Consider the following 14,359-nt stretch of genomic DNA (forward strand, 5'->3'; position numbering starts at 1 on the left):
AATGGATTTGTTGATACTCATGGCCAAACGCTCGTGGCGCGCGCTGCTGATCGCGACCCTGACCGGCCTGATCTGTGGGTTGGCGGCGGCGGGCCTGATCGCCACCATTAACCAGAGCCTCGAAGTGTTCGATCAATTGCGCCCGGCCGATGGCTGGTATTTCGCCGGGTTGGTGCTGCTGGTCGCGGTGTCGCGGGTGATTTCCGACGTCAGCCTGCTGCGCCTGGGCCAAGGCGCCGTGCATGACATGCGCCTGCACCTGAGCGCCAAGCTGATCGACACCCCTTACGCGCAACTGCAACGCCTGGGCAAGCATCGCCTGCTGGCGATGCTCACCGACGATACCCAGACCATCAGCCAAGCGGTAGAGCTGGTGCCGATCCTGCTGGTCAACGCAGGAATCATCGTCGCCTGCCTGGGTTATCTGGGCTGGCTGAGCCTGCCGCTGCTACTGCTGACCCTGTCGTTGATCGTGCTGGGCAGCCTCAGCTTCAACTGGCCGCAGCGCCGGGCACTGACGTCGATCTCCCGTGCCCGTGAGCTCAAGGACCAGTTGTTCGATCAATACCGCCTGCTGACTGACGGCAGCAAGGAACTGCAGCTCAACCATCCGCGCCGCCAGCACTTCTTCAGCCGCCTGCTGTTGCCGGCAAGCAAGCAATACCGCGAGGACTTCGTGCGTGGCATGAGCATCTATGCGGTGGTGCTCAACTGGGGCAATGCGGTGTTCTACATGCTGATCGGCGTGGTGTTGTTCGTCGCTCCGCACTTCATCGAGCTGAGCGCCAGCCTGGTAACCGGCTATATCCTCGCCATCCTCTACCTGATCACCCCGTTGTCGGAACTGATGCACGCCCTGCCCACTCTGGGGCGGGCGAGCGTCGCGCTGAACAAGATCCGCGCACTGGAAGGTGAAATGGAAGGCGCCAGCGAGACTGTCGAGTCGATCCCGCCGACCCAGGTACGCAGCCTGGTCTGCCGCCAGGTCGCTCACACCTACTACCGTGAACGCGAGGACGGCCATTTCACCCTGGGGCCCATCGATCTCACCCTCAATGCCGGCGAAACGGTATTCATCACCGGCGGCAACGGCAGCGGCAAGACCACACTGGCCATGCTGCTGACCGGCCTTTATCGCCCGGAAAACGGTGACATCGTGCTCGACGAACAAGTGTCGTCAGCCAACGACAATCACCATTACCGCCAGCATTTCTCGGCAATCTTCACCGACTTCTGCCTGTTCGAGAACCTGTTGAACGGCGACGACCCGCAGCGGGTGCAGCAGGCCCGGGACTACCTGGCTCACCTGCAACTGGACCACAAGGTGCAGATCGAGGACGGGCAGTTGACCACGCTTTCACTGTCCACCGGCCAACGCAAGCGCCTGGCCCTGCTCAGCGCCTGGCTGGACGACCGCCCCTGCTACCTGTTCGATGAGTGGGCGGCGGACCAGGACCCGGTGTTCAAGCATTTCTTCTACCACCGCATCCTCTCGGACCTGCGCGAGCGCGGCAAACTGGTAGTGGTCATTTCCCACGATGACGCGTATTTCGGTTTGGCGGACCGCCTGATTCGCATCGAGAATGGTGCACTCTCTGACATCACCCCTGTTGCCGAGAGCGAAGGCCTCGTGAAAGTCCTGTAGGAGGTTGCCCAGCGCCATGGGCTGCGCTGTCGCACAGGGAACAAAGCCTCAGCAAGCGCCGCTTTACCCAGTGGGAGCGGCCTTGTGTCGCGATAGGGCCGCAACGCGGCCCCCGGATTGATGCGCAACAGTTGAAATTGCTGGGGCTGCTTTACGGCCCTATCGCGACACAAGGCCGCTCCCACAGGGGCCCTGCTAAATCAATGAGTTGGCATTTGCTCTATAGAAGCGAGCACGCTCACTCCTGCAGGGGCTCACTCATAGATGTAATGCAGATAGCTGATCTGTTCCGCCAGCGGCAGGCGATGCAGTTTGGGGCAGGACTCGCAGAGCACCGCCGGCTCACCTTCGACAGGTGCATGCAACTGGTAATGCAGGCAGCAATGCCGACGCAGCGGCAATTGCGGACAAATTTCCGGTGCCGGTGACTCCACCATCCGTTGCAAGCCCCGCAACTTCAGACGCCCACTATTGACGGTAACTGGCTCCAGCCATGCATGCGCGTCGGCGAAGCCCTCTCGGGACAGGTCCGCATCCATTCGCACAAACGCACCGTCCCAGATCGCGACCATGTTGCCCCAGAGCACTTTTGGCGCCAGGCCGCCGGCGACAGCCAGAGTGGCGAACAGCGGTGCCAGATGCTCGTGAATCAAGCGCGACCAATAGGCACCACGATCTTGTGCCGCCAGGGCCGGCAATGGCTCGGCCAGCCCCAGCGCCCGGGGCTGCCCGTCATCGTGAAACAGCACGAACGCCTCGTCCCAGAAGTCGATCGCACCACCGCGCGTGAGTACGCAGGCCAGCGTGGCAGGTAGGACGATGCTCATGTAGTTCATCGACCACTGGGAAACCACGGCCGCGCTGTTCACCCCTGGGTACAGCAAGGCGAACCGCGTCAGCAAGGGTTGCAATACCTCAGGGTCGGCAAGCCGGTTCAAGGGAATGGCAGTTTGATCGCCGGGCTCACGCTGGATGACCCGCTGAATTGGCGGCCAGGCCTGGTTGAGCCATTCTGGAAATTCGATAACGGGCATCCCGCAGCTTTCCCTAATTAATGCAAACGATTAGCATTGGCCGATCCTATCTTTCCTCTCTTGCAAACTCAACGTCGCTGGCGACCGGGCCCATCCAAACCTCATGCAAACTCTACGCAACTTCTGGCGTCTCGCAGGGCCTTTCTGGGCTTCTGAAGAAAAGTACCCGGCTTTGCTGTTGCTGGTGGCCACCGTGCTGATGACCCTGTGCCTGGTGGGGGTCAACATCCTGACCAACTTCTGGAACCTGCATTTCTACAACGCCTTGCAGGCGATGGATTACCACGGTTTCATCGTCGGCAGCGTGCAGTTCATCCTGCTCCAGATAGGCACCGCCACCTTCACCGTCGCCGCATTTCACTTCCAGCAGAAGCTGACACTGCGTTGGCGTCGCTGGGCCACCCACAACCTGCTGGAGCAATGGCTGGGCAGTCAGCGTTACCAGAAGCTGAAGCTAACCGAAAACGAAGTCGACAACCCCGATCAGCGGATTGCCGAAGATATCGACCTGTTCATAGTCAAGTCGCTGAAACTGACCCTGGGTCTGTTGACCTCGGTGGTATCGCTGTTCTCCTTTCTGCACATCATCTGGCAGGCCTCCAGCCTGGTCAGCGTGCCGTTTGCCGGTGACTCGGTGATCATTCCCGGGTTGCTGGTGTGGATCGCCATAGTCTACGCACTGGCAGGCACCGGGCTGGCGTTCTGGCTGGGGCGTGCATTGCCACGCCTGAACTTCCTGCAACAGCGGCGCGAAGCCGACTTTCGTTTCTCGCTGATGCGCCTGCGGGAGAACGCCGACTCAGTGGCACTGTACAAGGGTGAAGCTGCGGAAAACCTGCGATTCAATCAACGCCTGGAGGCAGCGCTGGAGAACTTCTGGGCGCTGGTGAAAAAGCAGAAGCTGATCATGGGTTACTCGACCTTCTACCTGCGCAGTGCCACGGTCATCCCGATGTTCATCATGGCGCCACAGTTCTTCGCCGGCGCCTTCCCCCTCGGTCGCCTGACCCAGATCAGCGCCGCCTTCGGCGAGGTGCACTCGGCGATCGCCTATCTGGTCGAGGTATTCCCGGAGCTTTCGGCGTGGAAATCGGTGATCGACCGACTGATCGGCTTTCAGGAGCGCCTAGACACGGTTGAGGTCAACTCGAGTGTCATCGAAGGGCACCAGGCCGAAGGCTTGGAGATCAAGGATCTGAGCATCTGGTTACCCAACGGCCGGCACTTGCTCGAAGGCTTCACTCTTTCACTCAAGCCCGCTGACAGCTTGCTGATCAGCGCGCCGTCCGGCCACGGCAAGTCGACCTTCATTCGCACGGTCACAGGGCTCTGGCCCCATGCGCGAGGTTCGGTCAGCTATGACCGCGGGCACTCGCTGACCCTCTCGCAAAAACCCTACCTGCCGTTGGGCAGCCTGCGGGAGGCGCTGTGGTACCCCAATCAACGAGATCGCCAAGCAGACGCCATGCTTCGCTTGGCCATGCAACAAGTCGGCCTGCAACACCTGAGCGAACAACTGGATCTGGAGCATGACTGGTCGCAGAAACTGAGCATCGGTGAACAGCAACGCTGTGCCTTCATCCGCGCCCTGCTGGCACGCCCCGCAGTGCTGTTTCTCGACGAGAGCACCTCGGCGCTGGACGCCGCGAACGAAGCGCGCTGCTATCAGTTGCTCAAACAAGCACTCCCGGACACCATTCTGATCAGCGTCGGACACAATTCGTCGCTGGAACGCTACCACGGGCTCGTTCTGGAGTTGCAAAGCGAGGCTCAGTGGCTGCAACGAAAAGTCGAACAAACGGTATAACGGGGCTGAATCCAGTGCGCTGAAAATCCAGCAGGGCTCTCCCTTCATGAAGTCGTCATTCTCGATCGCGCATCCTGCTGGGGGTACCGACGGGTATTTCTGGGGGTACATTTCTACTTCTGCAAACCAAAAATACCGCCCTAGAGCCCTGTCCAAATGTTCTTTGGCAGCTCAGATATTTTTGACACGCCTGAGAGGCTTTCTAGGCCATGAGCCGCTGGTTCCCCCTCAACGAGAGATAGCTCACGTCGAAATCATTGGATCTCGTCGAATGCCCACTATCAACCCATAGCCGCCAGTCGACCTTCACTCTGGGTGCTGGTCATGAAGCGGTTTTGTCGGCAGTCTGAGGCATCCCCCTAATGCCACAGCGACCATACTCGCCATCAGCAACAGCATCATTGGGCCGCCCTGAGCACTCAACACAAAAGCTGCAGCAAATGGACCAGCGGCCTGAGCGAGAAGCATGGGACGCGCCAGTGCTCCCATCCGTGCACCATATCCCTGGGGGCCAAAAAGCACCAACGGTAATGTGCCTCTGGCGATGGTCAGAATTCCCATACCCGCGCCGTAGAGCGCCGCTCCAGGGAATGCCAACCAAGGCACGCCAGGGATAAACAGGCAGATACCGATGAAACTCACCAATACACCGACACGAGCAGACCAGCTCGGGTGAAGATGTCGAGCAATCGAGAATTCCAGCACTCTTGCTACCACCTGCGCTGGCCCAATGACCATCCCGACTGCCAATACCGTGACCGTTGGCAGACCCAGTTGCTTGAGCGCTGCGAGCAGGTGAACAGAGAGGCTGGCCATGACGAAGGCGACTACCGTCAGCAGACCTGCCACAAGCCAGAAAAGGCGGCGGCTACGCTCATCGAGCGTCACCTGAGCCAGTTCTTCTGAGGCTGATTCTTTTCCTGAGCCGAGCGGTTTCGGTACCGCCAGCCAATGAAGAGGCAGGCCGACCACCACATGTATCGCAGCTAGCACCAAGCAGGTATCCCGCCAGCCTATCCATGACTCCAGTGCCGCCAACGCGGGCCATCCGACAGTGCTGGCAAAGCCGCCAATCAAGGTCAGTCCCGTTATTGCACCCCGCGCACGCTCTCCCAGCAACGTCCCCAGAGTGGCAAATGCCGCGTCATACAAGCCCGTGGCCATGGCTACGCCGAGGAGCGACCAAGCCAGGTAATAGAGCCACAGAGAGCTGGCGAACGACATCAGCAGGAGACCTGTCCCCAGCATCAGCGAGCTAAAAACAAGGACCGAGCGCCCGCCGCGACGGTCAATCAATCGGCCAGCCAGCGGAGAGCAAAGGCCAGCAACCAGCATGCCCCAGGACAGTCCGGCCACGACAAACGATAGCGACCAGCCCATATCGCGAGCAATTGGACCTGCCAGGACTGCCGGCAGGTAGAACGTCGAAGCCCAAGCCAAGATCTGGGTGATGCCCAAGGTGAACACCAACCGAGTGCGACCCACGGTGGCTGGCAGGAGCTGTTCATGTCGAGTCACGGAAGTCCTTATTATGGTTGTTAGTAACAACCAATTTAGTCGACGGAGCTCTGAAAGGTCAATCTGATGACCGGTCAGTTGACGACCGCGCTCATCGCCCATATTGTTGCAGGTAACAACTAACTGGAAATGACATGCTGAACAAGCACAACGACGACCTTAGCCGTGATGCTGAAGACCTCTACGAAGCCCTGAATCAGCTGGTGCGCGTCTACCAGTTCAGGGATCGCGATCGCATCTGCTGCTACGACGTATCCGTCACCCAGTGCTACGCCATCGAGACCTTGGTGAAGCAGGGACCACTACGTCTGCAGGCGCTGGCCGAGGAAATGTTCCTGGACAAGAGCACGGCTAGCCGTGTCGTCGATACGCTGGAGCGCAAAGGGTATGTCTTCCGCGTGGAAGATCCGGAAGACCGCCGTGCCGTGCGGGTCCAGGCTACCGAAGCCGGTGCCGTCCTGTACGAGCGCATACGTGATGATCTCATCAATGAAGAAAAGGCGATGATCAGTTGCATGGCACCGGAAGTACGCCAGGGAGCCCTGACGCTCCTGCGGCAGTTGACCCGCGCTGCTGAGGTCCGTTGTGGCTTGGCAAACGAGAGTTGCTCAGCCAAGCCGCAAGAATAATGAGGGGGAGATCCTTTTTTTTTAACTAAATTGTTGTTACTGCCAACTTAAAAAGGAAGCCAGATGCAGATTCGCCCCGCTCAGCTCGGTGATGTTCAGGCCATCGCCGAGATTTACAACCAAGGGATCGATGACCGTAGCTCTACGTTTGAGACCCAGCCTCGGACCGCTATGGATGTACAGCCCTGGGTTGCCGATATGTCTCGCTTCCCGGTGCTGGTCGTCGAGCTGGACGGCGCAGTGGTGGCGTGGGCAAACCTGAGCAGCTACCGGGCGCGCTCCTGCTATGCCGGCATCGCTGATTTCTCGATTTACTTGCGGCGAGATGTCCGTGGGCGTGGCATCGGCAAGGCACTGCTGAACGCACTGTTGAGCGAAGCAGAAGCACGGGGCTTCTGGAAAGTCCTTTCCCGCATTTTCACCTTCAACGAAGCGAGCCTCGCGCTCTGCCAATCCTGCGGTTTCCGAAAGGTCGGAGTCTATGAAAAACATGCATGCCTTGAAGGACGCTGGCTTGATTGCGCCATCGTTGAGCGAGTCTTCCCCTCCAACCAACCTGACACAGGAGAACGAGCATGAGCCAATCTGATCTTCCCATCGTAATCATCGGCGCCGGCCCCATGGGGCTGGCGGCTGCTGCGCACGCACTGGCCCGGGGTATGAACCCACTCATTTTTGAAGCAGGCGCCCAGGCTGGAGAAAGCATCAGCCGATGGGGCCACGTCAGCATGTTCTCGCCGTGGGATTACAACGTAGACAAGGAGGCTGCAAAGTTACTGTCGGCAACGGGCTGGCAAGCGCCTGATTCCGACACGTACCCCACAGGTCGTGAACTGCTGGATCACTACTTGCTCCCACTAGCTGAGCTGCCAGTTATCAAGGAACGACTTCATCTAGACTCCCGCGTCACTGCGGTGACGAAAGTCGGCGCAGATGTGCAGAAAACCAAAGGCCGCGAATCTGCCGCGTTCCTGGTGCGTGTTAAAGGGCCAAAGGGTGAGCAAGACATCCAAGCTCGCGCAGTCATCGATGCCTCGGGCACGTACGAGACCCCAAACTGGATGGGCGCATCCGGCATTCCAGCATTGGGAGAGTTGAACGCCAAAGCGCATATTGCCTATGGACTTCCCGATGTCAGCGGCAAGGCGCGTGATCGTTATCTCGGGCGCCGAGTACTGGTTGTCGGCGGCGGACACTCGGCATTCAACGCTCTTCAGGATCTGGTCCAACTGCCTGGCACCCAGGTTTCGTGGGCGATTCGCGGACACACACTAGATAAAATTCTGGGTGGTGGTGCCAATGACAAATTGGCCGAACGCGGTAGCCTGGGTCTGCGCATCCGTGCATTGCTCGAACACGGAAAGATCTCGCTGCACCAGGACATCTCCATCAGCCAGGTCGACACGACCGAACAGGGGCTGGTCGTGCACAGCAATGGCCAAGCTCTGCCAGAGGTGGATGAGATCATCGTGGCCACGGGCTTCCGCCCAAATCTGCAGCTTCTCGGCGAGCTACGACTGGCTATCGACCCGGCTACACAGAGCCCTGTTCAGTTGGCCCCGTTGATCGACCCAAATGAGCACAGCTGCGGTACCGTTCGCCCCCATGGCATCGATGAGCTCTCTCATCCCGACGAAGGCATCTTTATCGTAGGCATGAAGAGCTACGGTCGTGCTCCGACATTCCTGATGATTACCGGGTACGAGCAGGTGCGCTCAATCCTGGCCGGGCTTGCAGGCGACTGGGAAGCGGCAAGGCGTGTCGAGCTCGAACTGCCTGAAACCGGTATCTGCAGCCTTCAGTTCGAGGAGCAAGATGAAGCTTCCAGTTGCTGCGCACTCGAGCCCACGACTCAAACCAGTTGCTGTGCATCACCGGAACCCCTGGCAACGCCTTCAGCCCAACAATCGAGCTGCTGCACACCGGCAAACCGCGCATAACCACATGCTCTGAACCTGTTCTTTCGCCTTGCACGAGTTCAAATCGTGCGGGGCGAGGGGGACAGGTGAGGCAATCGCCCTTCGCTCAGGTGCTCAAGCAGCCGAGGCATCAGGTATGCCGCATCGGCCCCTACACCTCTCAACGTCGCCGAGGCGAAATTCCTTTGCTTGGGCAGACCCACGAAGTACAAGCCAGGCACCTGAATTGCCATGCCGTTTCGCTGTAGCGTACGCCCGTTCCGGTCGGCGACTGGCAGCTGTGCCAGAAACTCCTGGTTAGGGCGGAATCCCGTTGCGAATATCAGCGCATCGACCTGGGTGCTGCTTCCGTCTGGCCAAATCACACCGTCGGGCAGTACCTGCTGGAACATGGCTCTGCGCTGAATTCTGCCGCTGCTAAGGGCCTTTCGGTACTTGCCGGTGTCGAGCACTGGAGTGCTTTGATCACTCAACCATCGTGTTTGCCCCAACCCGGTGAGTTTTAGCCATGCATGAAAATCGAGCCCCAGAATCCGCTGAGGGAAGAAGCGGATCTTCTCGCGGGTAGCCAGCACTACCTGTGCAACGCCTGCAAGTTCATAGGCAATCTGAACAGCGGAGTTAGCTGCCCCCACAACGACAATACGCTGGCCGACAAAGGCCTCAGGTGTTCGATAAGCCGAGCTATGCAGACAGTGTCCTGAAAAGTTCTCCAGCCCAGGAATGTCAGGCATGAAAGGACGGCTGAAGCCCCCTGATGCCACTACCACAGCACGTGCAGTGAAAGTCGCTCCGTTGGCGGTGCGAACCTCAAATGCCTTTTCCTTCTGTACGACCGCCACCACTTGGGTACTGCCCTGGAAAGACAGCTGAAACTCGGCGGCGTATTTCTCCAGGTACTGCACCACTTCGTCTCGCAGCGGGTAGCCCTTGGGATTGCCAGGAAACGCCCGCCCCGGCAGCGCGGAGTACTCCGCTGGTGAGAACAACTGCAGGCTTTCGTAGTAGTTACGCCAATTCCCGCCTGGGGATGTCTGCTCATCCAAGATGAGGTAATCCAAGCCGTGCTGCTGTAAATGCCAGCCAGTCGCCAAACCTGCTTGCCCACCACCGATGACGACCACATCCAGAACGCGATTCGAATCATTCATATGTGCGCACTCATGCATATATATGAGCAAAAAAGGCCGGGCTACGGACAGCAGATCGAAACCAGACCTTTGGTTCGCTGGAGCAGGCCCTCCAGACGCTCGACGATCGCCCCACCATTCACTTCATAGAACACCTGCCTGCCCACCTTGGTGGCCTTCACGATCTGGGCATCATGCAGTACCTGCAGGTGCCTGGAGATCACCGACCGCTCCTGTGGCAAGTCTTTGGCAATTTCGCCGACATCCGCCCGGCCCAGCAAAAGCACGCGCTTGAAAACCGCGACTCTGGAAGGCTCGCAAAGCGCTTTGAAGAAGGCCTCGTCCAGCGACTCGATGGCGGCGTCGATGGCTTGGGCGCGGAGATTTTGGTTGGTCGTCATGCGTCACAATATATGTGCATGGACGCGCACATGTAAAGCCACCCATCATCGAGGGGGTTGCGATACATTCGAAAAAGCGTATATTCGAAAAACCATATACATGCAGGGTACCAAGTGATGACTGGCAAGATCCGCGTCCTGTTTGTTTGTACTGCAAACGCTGCTCGCTCCCAGCTCGCCGAAGCTTTGCTCCGGCACACGGCCCCTGTTCACTTCGAAGCTTTCAGCGCCGGTCTCCAGCCCGGAGAGGTCGACCCGCGTACCTATGCCGCCCTCGAATATCTCGATATCGATACCAAGGCTCTACGCAGCAAGTCCATCGACGAGTTCGCAGGCGAACGGTTCGACTACGTAATTACTCTCTGCGACAAGGCAGCCCATGAGTGCCTTACGTTGCCTGCCTTAGGCGAGGTTCTGGCGTGGAACTTCGAAGACCCTGTGACCAGTGACAAACACGATGCTTTCCGACACACGCTTCACGAGATCCATGAACGCATCAAGATGTTCGTCCTTGTGAAAACCAAACACTGAGTAATCCCATGACTGACTCGCTGACCCCCACCAAAGTCTTCAAATGCCTCGCCGACGAGAACCGCATTCGGATGATGCTGCTGATCGCTCGCGAGGAAGAACTCTGCGTCTGTGAACTGACCTGCGCGCTGGAAGAAAGCCAGCCCAAGGTTTCCCGCCACCTGGCGCAACTGCGCACGTGTGACCTGCTGGAAGACCGGCGTCAGGGCCAGTGGGTTTATTACCGCCTGCATCCATCGCTTCCCGGCTGGGTACGTGAGGTCCTGGCGACGACGCTGGAGGCTAACCGCGAATGGCTGAGTGCTAGCACCAAACGACTGGACACCATGGGTGACCGCCCTCAACGCGTCGCCTCCTGCTGCTGATCATTGCCGAGAAAAACCGATGAAAGTTCTGTTCCTCTGCACCGCCAATAGCTGCCGCAGCATCCTCTCCGAGGCTGTTTTCAATCATCTGGCCCCGGCCGGCATGAAGGCCTACAGCGCCGGCAGCCAGCCAAAGGGTGATGTGCACCCGCTGTCCATCACCGCGCTGCAGCGTGCTGGTATCTCCACCGAGGGCCTCAGCAGCAAATCCAGTGACGCGCATGCCGAGCTGGCACCGGACTTTGTCATCACCGTCTGCGACAAGGCCGCTGGCGAAGCCTGCCCCGTGTTCTTCGGACCCGCTGTGAAAGCCCACTGGGGGCTTTCTGACCCTTCTGACCAGCAGGGCAACACCGCCGAATTGGACGCAGCGTTCGACGTCACGCTTGAGCAGATCAAACGACGCCTCAATGCATTCCTCGCGCTGCCTTTCGAACAATTGGATACCGCCCAGCTCAAGGCCGAGCTGGCCCGTATCGGAACGCTCTGACGTTTAGGGAGATCCACCATGAGCAAAAGCCGACTTTCCTTTCTAGACCGCTACCTGACGGTGTGGATCTTTCTGGCCATGGGCCTGGGCATTGGTCTGGACAGCCTGTTCCAGGGATTGCCTGCGTGGCTGAATAGCCTGTCGGTAGGCTCGACAAACATCCCCATCGCCATTGGCCTAATCGTCATGATGTACCCACCTCTGGCGAAGGTGAAATACGAGGAGTTGCCACAGGTCTTCAAGGACAAGCGCATCCTTGCCCTGTCGCTGATCCAGAACTGGGCGATCGGCCCGGTCCTGATGTTCGGGCTGGCCGTTGTCTTCCTTTCCGACAAGCCTGAGTACATGACCGGCCTGATCCTCATCGGCTTGGCACGCTGCATCGCCATGGTGCTGGTGTGGAACCAGATCGCCGGTGGCAACAACCAGTACGTGGCGGGTCTGGTCGCCTTCAACAGCATTTTCCAGATCCTGTTCTTTAGCGTGTACGCCTGGATCTTCCTGGGGCTGTTGCCGCCGCTGTTTGGCCTTGAAGGTAGCGTCATTGAGACCAGCTTCCTCGATATCGCCCAATCGGTGCTGATCTACCTGGGCATCCCGTTCTTGGCTGGTTTCCTGACCCGCCAGATCCTGATCAGCAGCAAGGGCGAGACCTGGTACCAGGAGCGATTCATCCCGAAGATCAGCCCGCTGACCCTCGTGGCGTTGCTGCTGACCATCGTCGCCATGTTCAGCCTGAAAGGCGACATGGTGCTGCAACTGCCGCTGGATGTGCTGCGCATCGCTATCCCGCTGACCATCTACTTCGTGGTGATGTTCTTCATCAGCTTCTGGATGGGCAAGCTGTTGGAAGCTGACTACCCACGTACCACTGCGCTGGCGTTCACTGCAGCGAGCAACAATTTCGAACTGGCCATTGCCGTGGCCATCGCCACCTTCGGCCTTGCCTCGCCGGTCGCGTTTGCCACCGTCATCGGGCCCTTGGTGGAAGTGCCGGTACTGATCTCCCTGGTGGGCGTGGCCTTGTGGCTCAAGCGCCGCTGGTTCGATCAGCCATCTGGCGCCTTGACTCAGGAGTAAATCATGACCGAACACCATATCCCGAATATCGACAACGATCTGGTCGACCTGCCGACAGCAGACAAACTGGCGGTCGAGCAAAAGTCCACCCATAAACCTCGCATCCTGCTGCTGTACGGATCGACCCGCGAACGCTCGTTCAGCCGCCTGCTGACGGAAGAAGCGGCACGCCTGCTGGAGCACTTCGGTGCCGAGACGCGGATCTTCAATCCGACCGGGCTGCCACTGGCGGATGACGTGCCCGATGACCACCCCATGGTCAAGGAGCTGCGCGACCTGGTGCTGTGGTCGGAAGGCATGGTCTGGTGCTCGCCAGAACGCCACGGTGCAATGACCGGCGTGTTCAAGTCGCAGATCGACTGGATTCCACTGAGCATGGGCGCCGTGCGCCCCACTCAAGGCAAAACCCTCGCGGTGATGCAGGTCTGCGGCGGCTCGCAGTCGTTCAACGTGGTCAACCAGCTGCGCGTCCTCGGCCGCTGGATGCGCATGTTCACCATCCCTAACCAGTCGTCCGTGCCGAAGGCCTATCTGGAATTCGACGAGGCGGGTCGCATGAAACCCTCTTCGTACTACGACCGTGTTGTCGACGTAATGGAGGAGCTGGTGAAGTTCACCCTGCTGCTTCGTGATCGCTCCGACTACCTGGTCGATCGCTACTCCGAACGTAAAGAGTCGGCTGAAGAACTATCCAAGCGTGTCAATCAACGATCCATTTGAGGCTTTGTGAGCATGCAATTGCACCCGTATTCCGTGTTGGCTAATTCCGAACTGGTCGGCCAGCTGATCTTCACTCCGTGCCCAGGTACCAAGGAGACATCGGTATCTCAGGCTCTGGCAACGTTGCACGATGCCGGCGCGAGCGCGCTGGTAACCCTGATGCCGAGTGAAGAACTGCTGCAGAACGAGATCGATCTGCTTCCCGAGGAGTGCCAACTGCTGGGCCTCGAATGGTTCCACCTGCCGGTCGAGGACGACGAAGCGCCCGGTGAGCCGTTTGCGGCCGCCTGGAAGGCTCACCGGGAACGCCTGAAAGAGCTGGTGATGACCGGTAAGACGATCGCCATTCACTGCAAGGGCGGCTCTGGCCGCACCGGCCTGTTTGCCGCCCGCCTGATGATCGAGTGCGGCATCCCTGTGCAGGAAGCTGTTTCCCAGGTCCAGGCCCTGCGTCCACGTGCGATCCAGAACCCTGCGCACGTTGGGTATATCAACCAGTTCAGCGACACCCTCTGACCTTTCGCTAATCGCGATTCGAGAACAAGAACATGGCTATCAAAGTAGGTATCAATGGGTTTGGCCGTATTGGTCGCTTGGCGCTTCGCGCCTCCTGGGACTGGCCGGAATTCGAGTTTGTGCAGATCAATGACCCGGCCGGTGACGCCGAGACCCATGCCCATCTGATCAACTTCGATTCGATCCACGGACGCTGGCACCGTGAAGCCCGCGCAGAGGGCGACGCGGTAGTGATCGAGGGCAAGCGCATCAAGGTCACCGCCAACAAGACCATCGCGGACACCGACTGGTCGGGCTGCGACTTGGTCATCGAGGCCAGCGGCAAGATGAAGTCGGTAGCCGTACTCCAGGCCTACCTGGATCAAGGCGTCAAACGTGTGGTCGTCTGCGCTCCAGTGAAGGAGAAAGGCGCACTGAACGTGGTGATGGGCGTCAACCAGCACCTATTCGACCCGGCGCAGCATCGCATCGTCACCGCCGCCTCCTGCACCACTAACTGCCTGGCCCCGGTGGTCAAGGTGATTCACGAGAACCTGGGCATCCGCCACGGCTCGATCACCACCATTCACGACCT

At 59.1% G+C, this 14,359-nt stretch carries 16 protein-coding genes; 12 read left to right on the forward strand and 4 right to left on the reverse strand.

The window, feature by feature from the left end:
* Window position 1: 1 nt before the first annotated feature.
* Window positions 2–1,645 carry a cyclic peptide export ABC transporter gene (locus tag FQ664_RS15195; protein ID WP_144172981.1) on the forward strand — a complete coding sequence of 548 codons (1,644 nt, stop codon included), beginning with the start codon at window positions 2–4 and terminating at the stop codon, window positions 1,643–1,645.
* 254 nt (window positions 1,646–1,899) lie between these two features.
* Here FQ664_RS15195 and fhuF read toward each other — a convergent pair whose 3' ends face one another.
* Window positions 1,900–2,583: a siderophore-iron reductase FhuF gene (fhuF, locus tag FQ664_RS15200; RefSeq protein WP_256675975.1), complete on the reverse strand. Its 684-nt coding sequence runs from the start codon at window positions 2,581–2,583 to the stop codon at window positions 1,900–1,902.
* Between the two features lie 199 nt (window positions 2,584–2,782).
* Here fhuF and FQ664_RS15205 point away from each other — a divergent pair, with 199 nt between their 5' ends.
* On the forward strand, window positions 2,783–4,486 hold the full coding sequence (locus FQ664_RS15205) for an ABC transporter ATP-binding protein/permease (RefSeq protein WP_144172984.1): 1,704 nt from the start codon (window positions 2,783–2,785) through the stop codon (window positions 4,484–4,486).
* A 306-nt stretch (window positions 4,487–4,792) separates the two neighbouring features.
* Here FQ664_RS15205 and FQ664_RS15210 read toward each other — a convergent pair whose 3' ends face one another.
* The gene (locus tag FQ664_RS15210) at window positions 4,793–5,953 is read right to left on the reverse strand and encodes an MFS transporter (RefSeq protein ID WP_306109829.1); all 1,161 of its coding nucleotides are present in this window, start codon (window positions 5,951–5,953) and stop codon (window positions 4,793–4,795) included.
* 185 nt (window positions 5,954–6,138) lie between these two features.
* Here FQ664_RS15210 and FQ664_RS15215 point away from each other — a divergent pair, with 185 nt between their 5' ends.
* From FQ664_RS15215 to FQ664_RS15225, 3 genes are all read left to right on the forward strand, one after another.
* Entirely contained in the window at window positions 6,139–6,633 is a 495-nt protein-coding gene (locus FQ664_RS15215) for a MarR family winged helix-turn-helix transcriptional regulator (protein ID WP_144172986.1), read from the forward strand.
* A gap of 63 nt (window positions 6,634–6,696) precedes the next feature.
* Entirely contained in the window at window positions 6,697–7,212 is a 516-nt protein-coding gene (locus FQ664_RS15220) for an arsinothricin resistance N-acetyltransferase ArsN1 family A (RefSeq protein ID WP_144172987.1), read from the forward strand.
* Window positions 7,209–8,573, forward strand: a complete 1,365-nt coding sequence (locus FQ664_RS15225; RefSeq protein ID WP_144172988.1) for an NAD(P)-binding domain-containing protein — start codon at window positions 7,209–7,211, stop codon at window positions 8,571–8,573. The genes FQ664_RS15220 and FQ664_RS15225 overlap by 4 nt, the downstream gene beginning before the upstream one ends.
* 38 nt (window positions 8,574–8,611) lie before the next feature.
* Here FQ664_RS15225 and FQ664_RS15230 read toward each other — a convergent pair whose 3' ends face one another.
* Together FQ664_RS15230 and FQ664_RS15235 are read right to left on the reverse strand one after the other, a co-directional pair.
* The gene (locus FQ664_RS15230; RefSeq protein WP_144172989.1) at window positions 8,612–9,703 is read right to left on the reverse strand and encodes a flavin-containing monooxygenase; all 1,092 of its coding nucleotides are present in this window, start codon (window positions 9,701–9,703) and stop codon (window positions 8,612–8,614) included.
* A 41-nt stretch (window positions 9,704–9,744) separates the two neighbouring features.
* On the reverse strand, window positions 9,745–10,083 hold the full coding sequence (locus FQ664_RS15235) for an ArsR/SmtB family transcription factor (RefSeq protein WP_144172990.1): 339 nt from the start codon (window positions 10,081–10,083) through the stop codon (window positions 9,745–9,747).
* A gap of 117 nt (window positions 10,084–10,200) precedes the next feature.
* Here FQ664_RS15235 and FQ664_RS15240 point away from each other — a divergent pair, with 117 nt between their 5' ends.
* The 7 genes from FQ664_RS15240 to FQ664_RS15270 form a co-directional block, all read left to right on the forward strand.
* Window positions 10,201–10,614: an arsenate reductase ArsC gene (locus FQ664_RS15240; RefSeq protein WP_144172991.1), complete on the forward strand. Its 414-nt coding sequence runs from the start codon at window positions 10,201–10,203 to the stop codon at window positions 10,612–10,614.
* A gap of 8 nt (window positions 10,615–10,622) precedes the next feature.
* Complete coding sequence (locus tag FQ664_RS15245) at window positions 10,623–10,979, forward strand: metalloregulator ArsR/SmtB family transcription factor (protein ID WP_129931833.1); 357 nt, start codon at window positions 10,623–10,625, stop codon at window positions 10,977–10,979.
* Window positions 10,980–10,998: 19 nt separating this feature from the next.
* Window positions 10,999–11,469, forward strand: coding sequence for an arsenate reductase ArsC (locus FQ664_RS15250; protein ID WP_144172993.1), 471 nt, complete (start codon window positions 10,999–11,001; stop codon window positions 11,467–11,469).
* Between the two features lie 18 nt (window positions 11,470–11,487).
* A complete protein-coding gene (gene arsB / locus FQ664_RS15255; protein WP_144172994.1) occupies window positions 11,488–12,549 on the forward strand; it encodes an ACR3 family arsenite efflux transporter in 1,062 nt (353 codons plus the stop codon).
* Window positions 12,550–12,552: 3 nt separating this feature from the next.
* On the forward strand, window positions 12,553–13,269 hold the full coding sequence (arsH, locus tag FQ664_RS15260; RefSeq protein ID WP_051096016.1) for an arsenical resistance protein ArsH: 717 nt from the start codon (window positions 12,553–12,555) through the stop codon (window positions 13,267–13,269).
* 12 nt (window positions 13,270–13,281) lie between these two features.
* A complete protein-coding gene (locus FQ664_RS15265; protein ID WP_013974857.1) occupies window positions 13,282–13,785 on the forward strand; it encodes a cyclin-dependent kinase inhibitor 3 family protein in 504 nt (167 codons plus the stop codon).
* A 32-nt stretch (window positions 13,786–13,817) separates the two neighbouring features.
* On the forward strand, window positions 13,818–14,359 hold a 542-nt coding region (locus FQ664_RS15270; RefSeq protein WP_306109828.1), incomplete at its 3' end, for a glyceraldehyde 3-phosphate dehydrogenase NAD-binding domain-containing protein.

The sequence above is a fragment of the Pseudomonas persica genome, assembly GCF_900291015.1.
Lineage (GTDB): Bacteria > Pseudomonadota > Gammaproteobacteria > Pseudomonadales > Pseudomonadaceae > Aquipseudomonas.

Coding starts and splice junctions, on each gene's coding strand:
- FQ664_RS15225 (WP_144172988.1), top strand. CDS start 7,209: ATGAGCCAATCTGATCTTCCCATCGTAATCATCGGCGCCGGCCCCATG.
- arsB (WP_144172994.1), top strand. CDS start 11,488: ATGAGCAAAAGCCGACTTTCCTTTCTAGACCGCTACCTGACGGTGTGG.
- FQ664_RS15205 (WP_144172984.1), top strand. CDS start 2,783: ATGCAAACTCTACGCAACTTCTGGCGTCTCGCAGGGCCTTTCTGGGCT.
- FQ664_RS15235 (WP_144172990.1), bottom strand. CDS start 10,083: ATGACGACCAACCAAAATCTCCGCGCCCAAGCCATCGACGCCGCCATC.
- FQ664_RS15265 (WP_013974857.1), top strand. CDS start 13,282: ATGCAATTGCACCCGTATTCCGTGTTGGCTAATTCCGAACTGGTCGGC.
- FQ664_RS15215 (WP_144172986.1), top strand. CDS start 6,139: ATGCTGAACAAGCACAACGACGACCTTAGCCGTGATGCTGAAGACCTC.
- arsH (WP_051096016.1), top strand. CDS start 12,553: ATGACCGAACACCATATCCCGAATATCGACAACGATCTGGTCGACCTG.
- FQ664_RS15240 (WP_144172991.1), top strand. CDS start 10,201: ATGACTGGCAAGATCCGCGTCCTGTTTGTTTGTACTGCAAACGCTGCT.
- FQ664_RS15220 (WP_144172987.1), top strand. CDS start 6,697: ATGCAGATTCGCCCCGCTCAGCTCGGTGATGTTCAGGCCATCGCCGAG.
- FQ664_RS15245 (WP_129931833.1), top strand. CDS start 10,623: ATGACTGACTCGCTGACCCCCACCAAAGTCTTCAAATGCCTCGCCGAC.
- FQ664_RS15230 (WP_144172989.1), bottom strand. CDS start 9,703: ATGAATGATTCGAATCGCGTTCTGGATGTGGTCGTCATCGGTGGTGGG.
- FQ664_RS15195 (WP_144172981.1), top strand. CDS start 2: ATGGATTTGTTGATACTCATGGCCAAACGCTCGTGGCGCGCGCTGCTG.
- FQ664_RS15250 (WP_144172993.1), top strand. CDS start 10,999: ATGAAAGTTCTGTTCCTCTGCACCGCCAATAGCTGCCGCAGCATCCTC.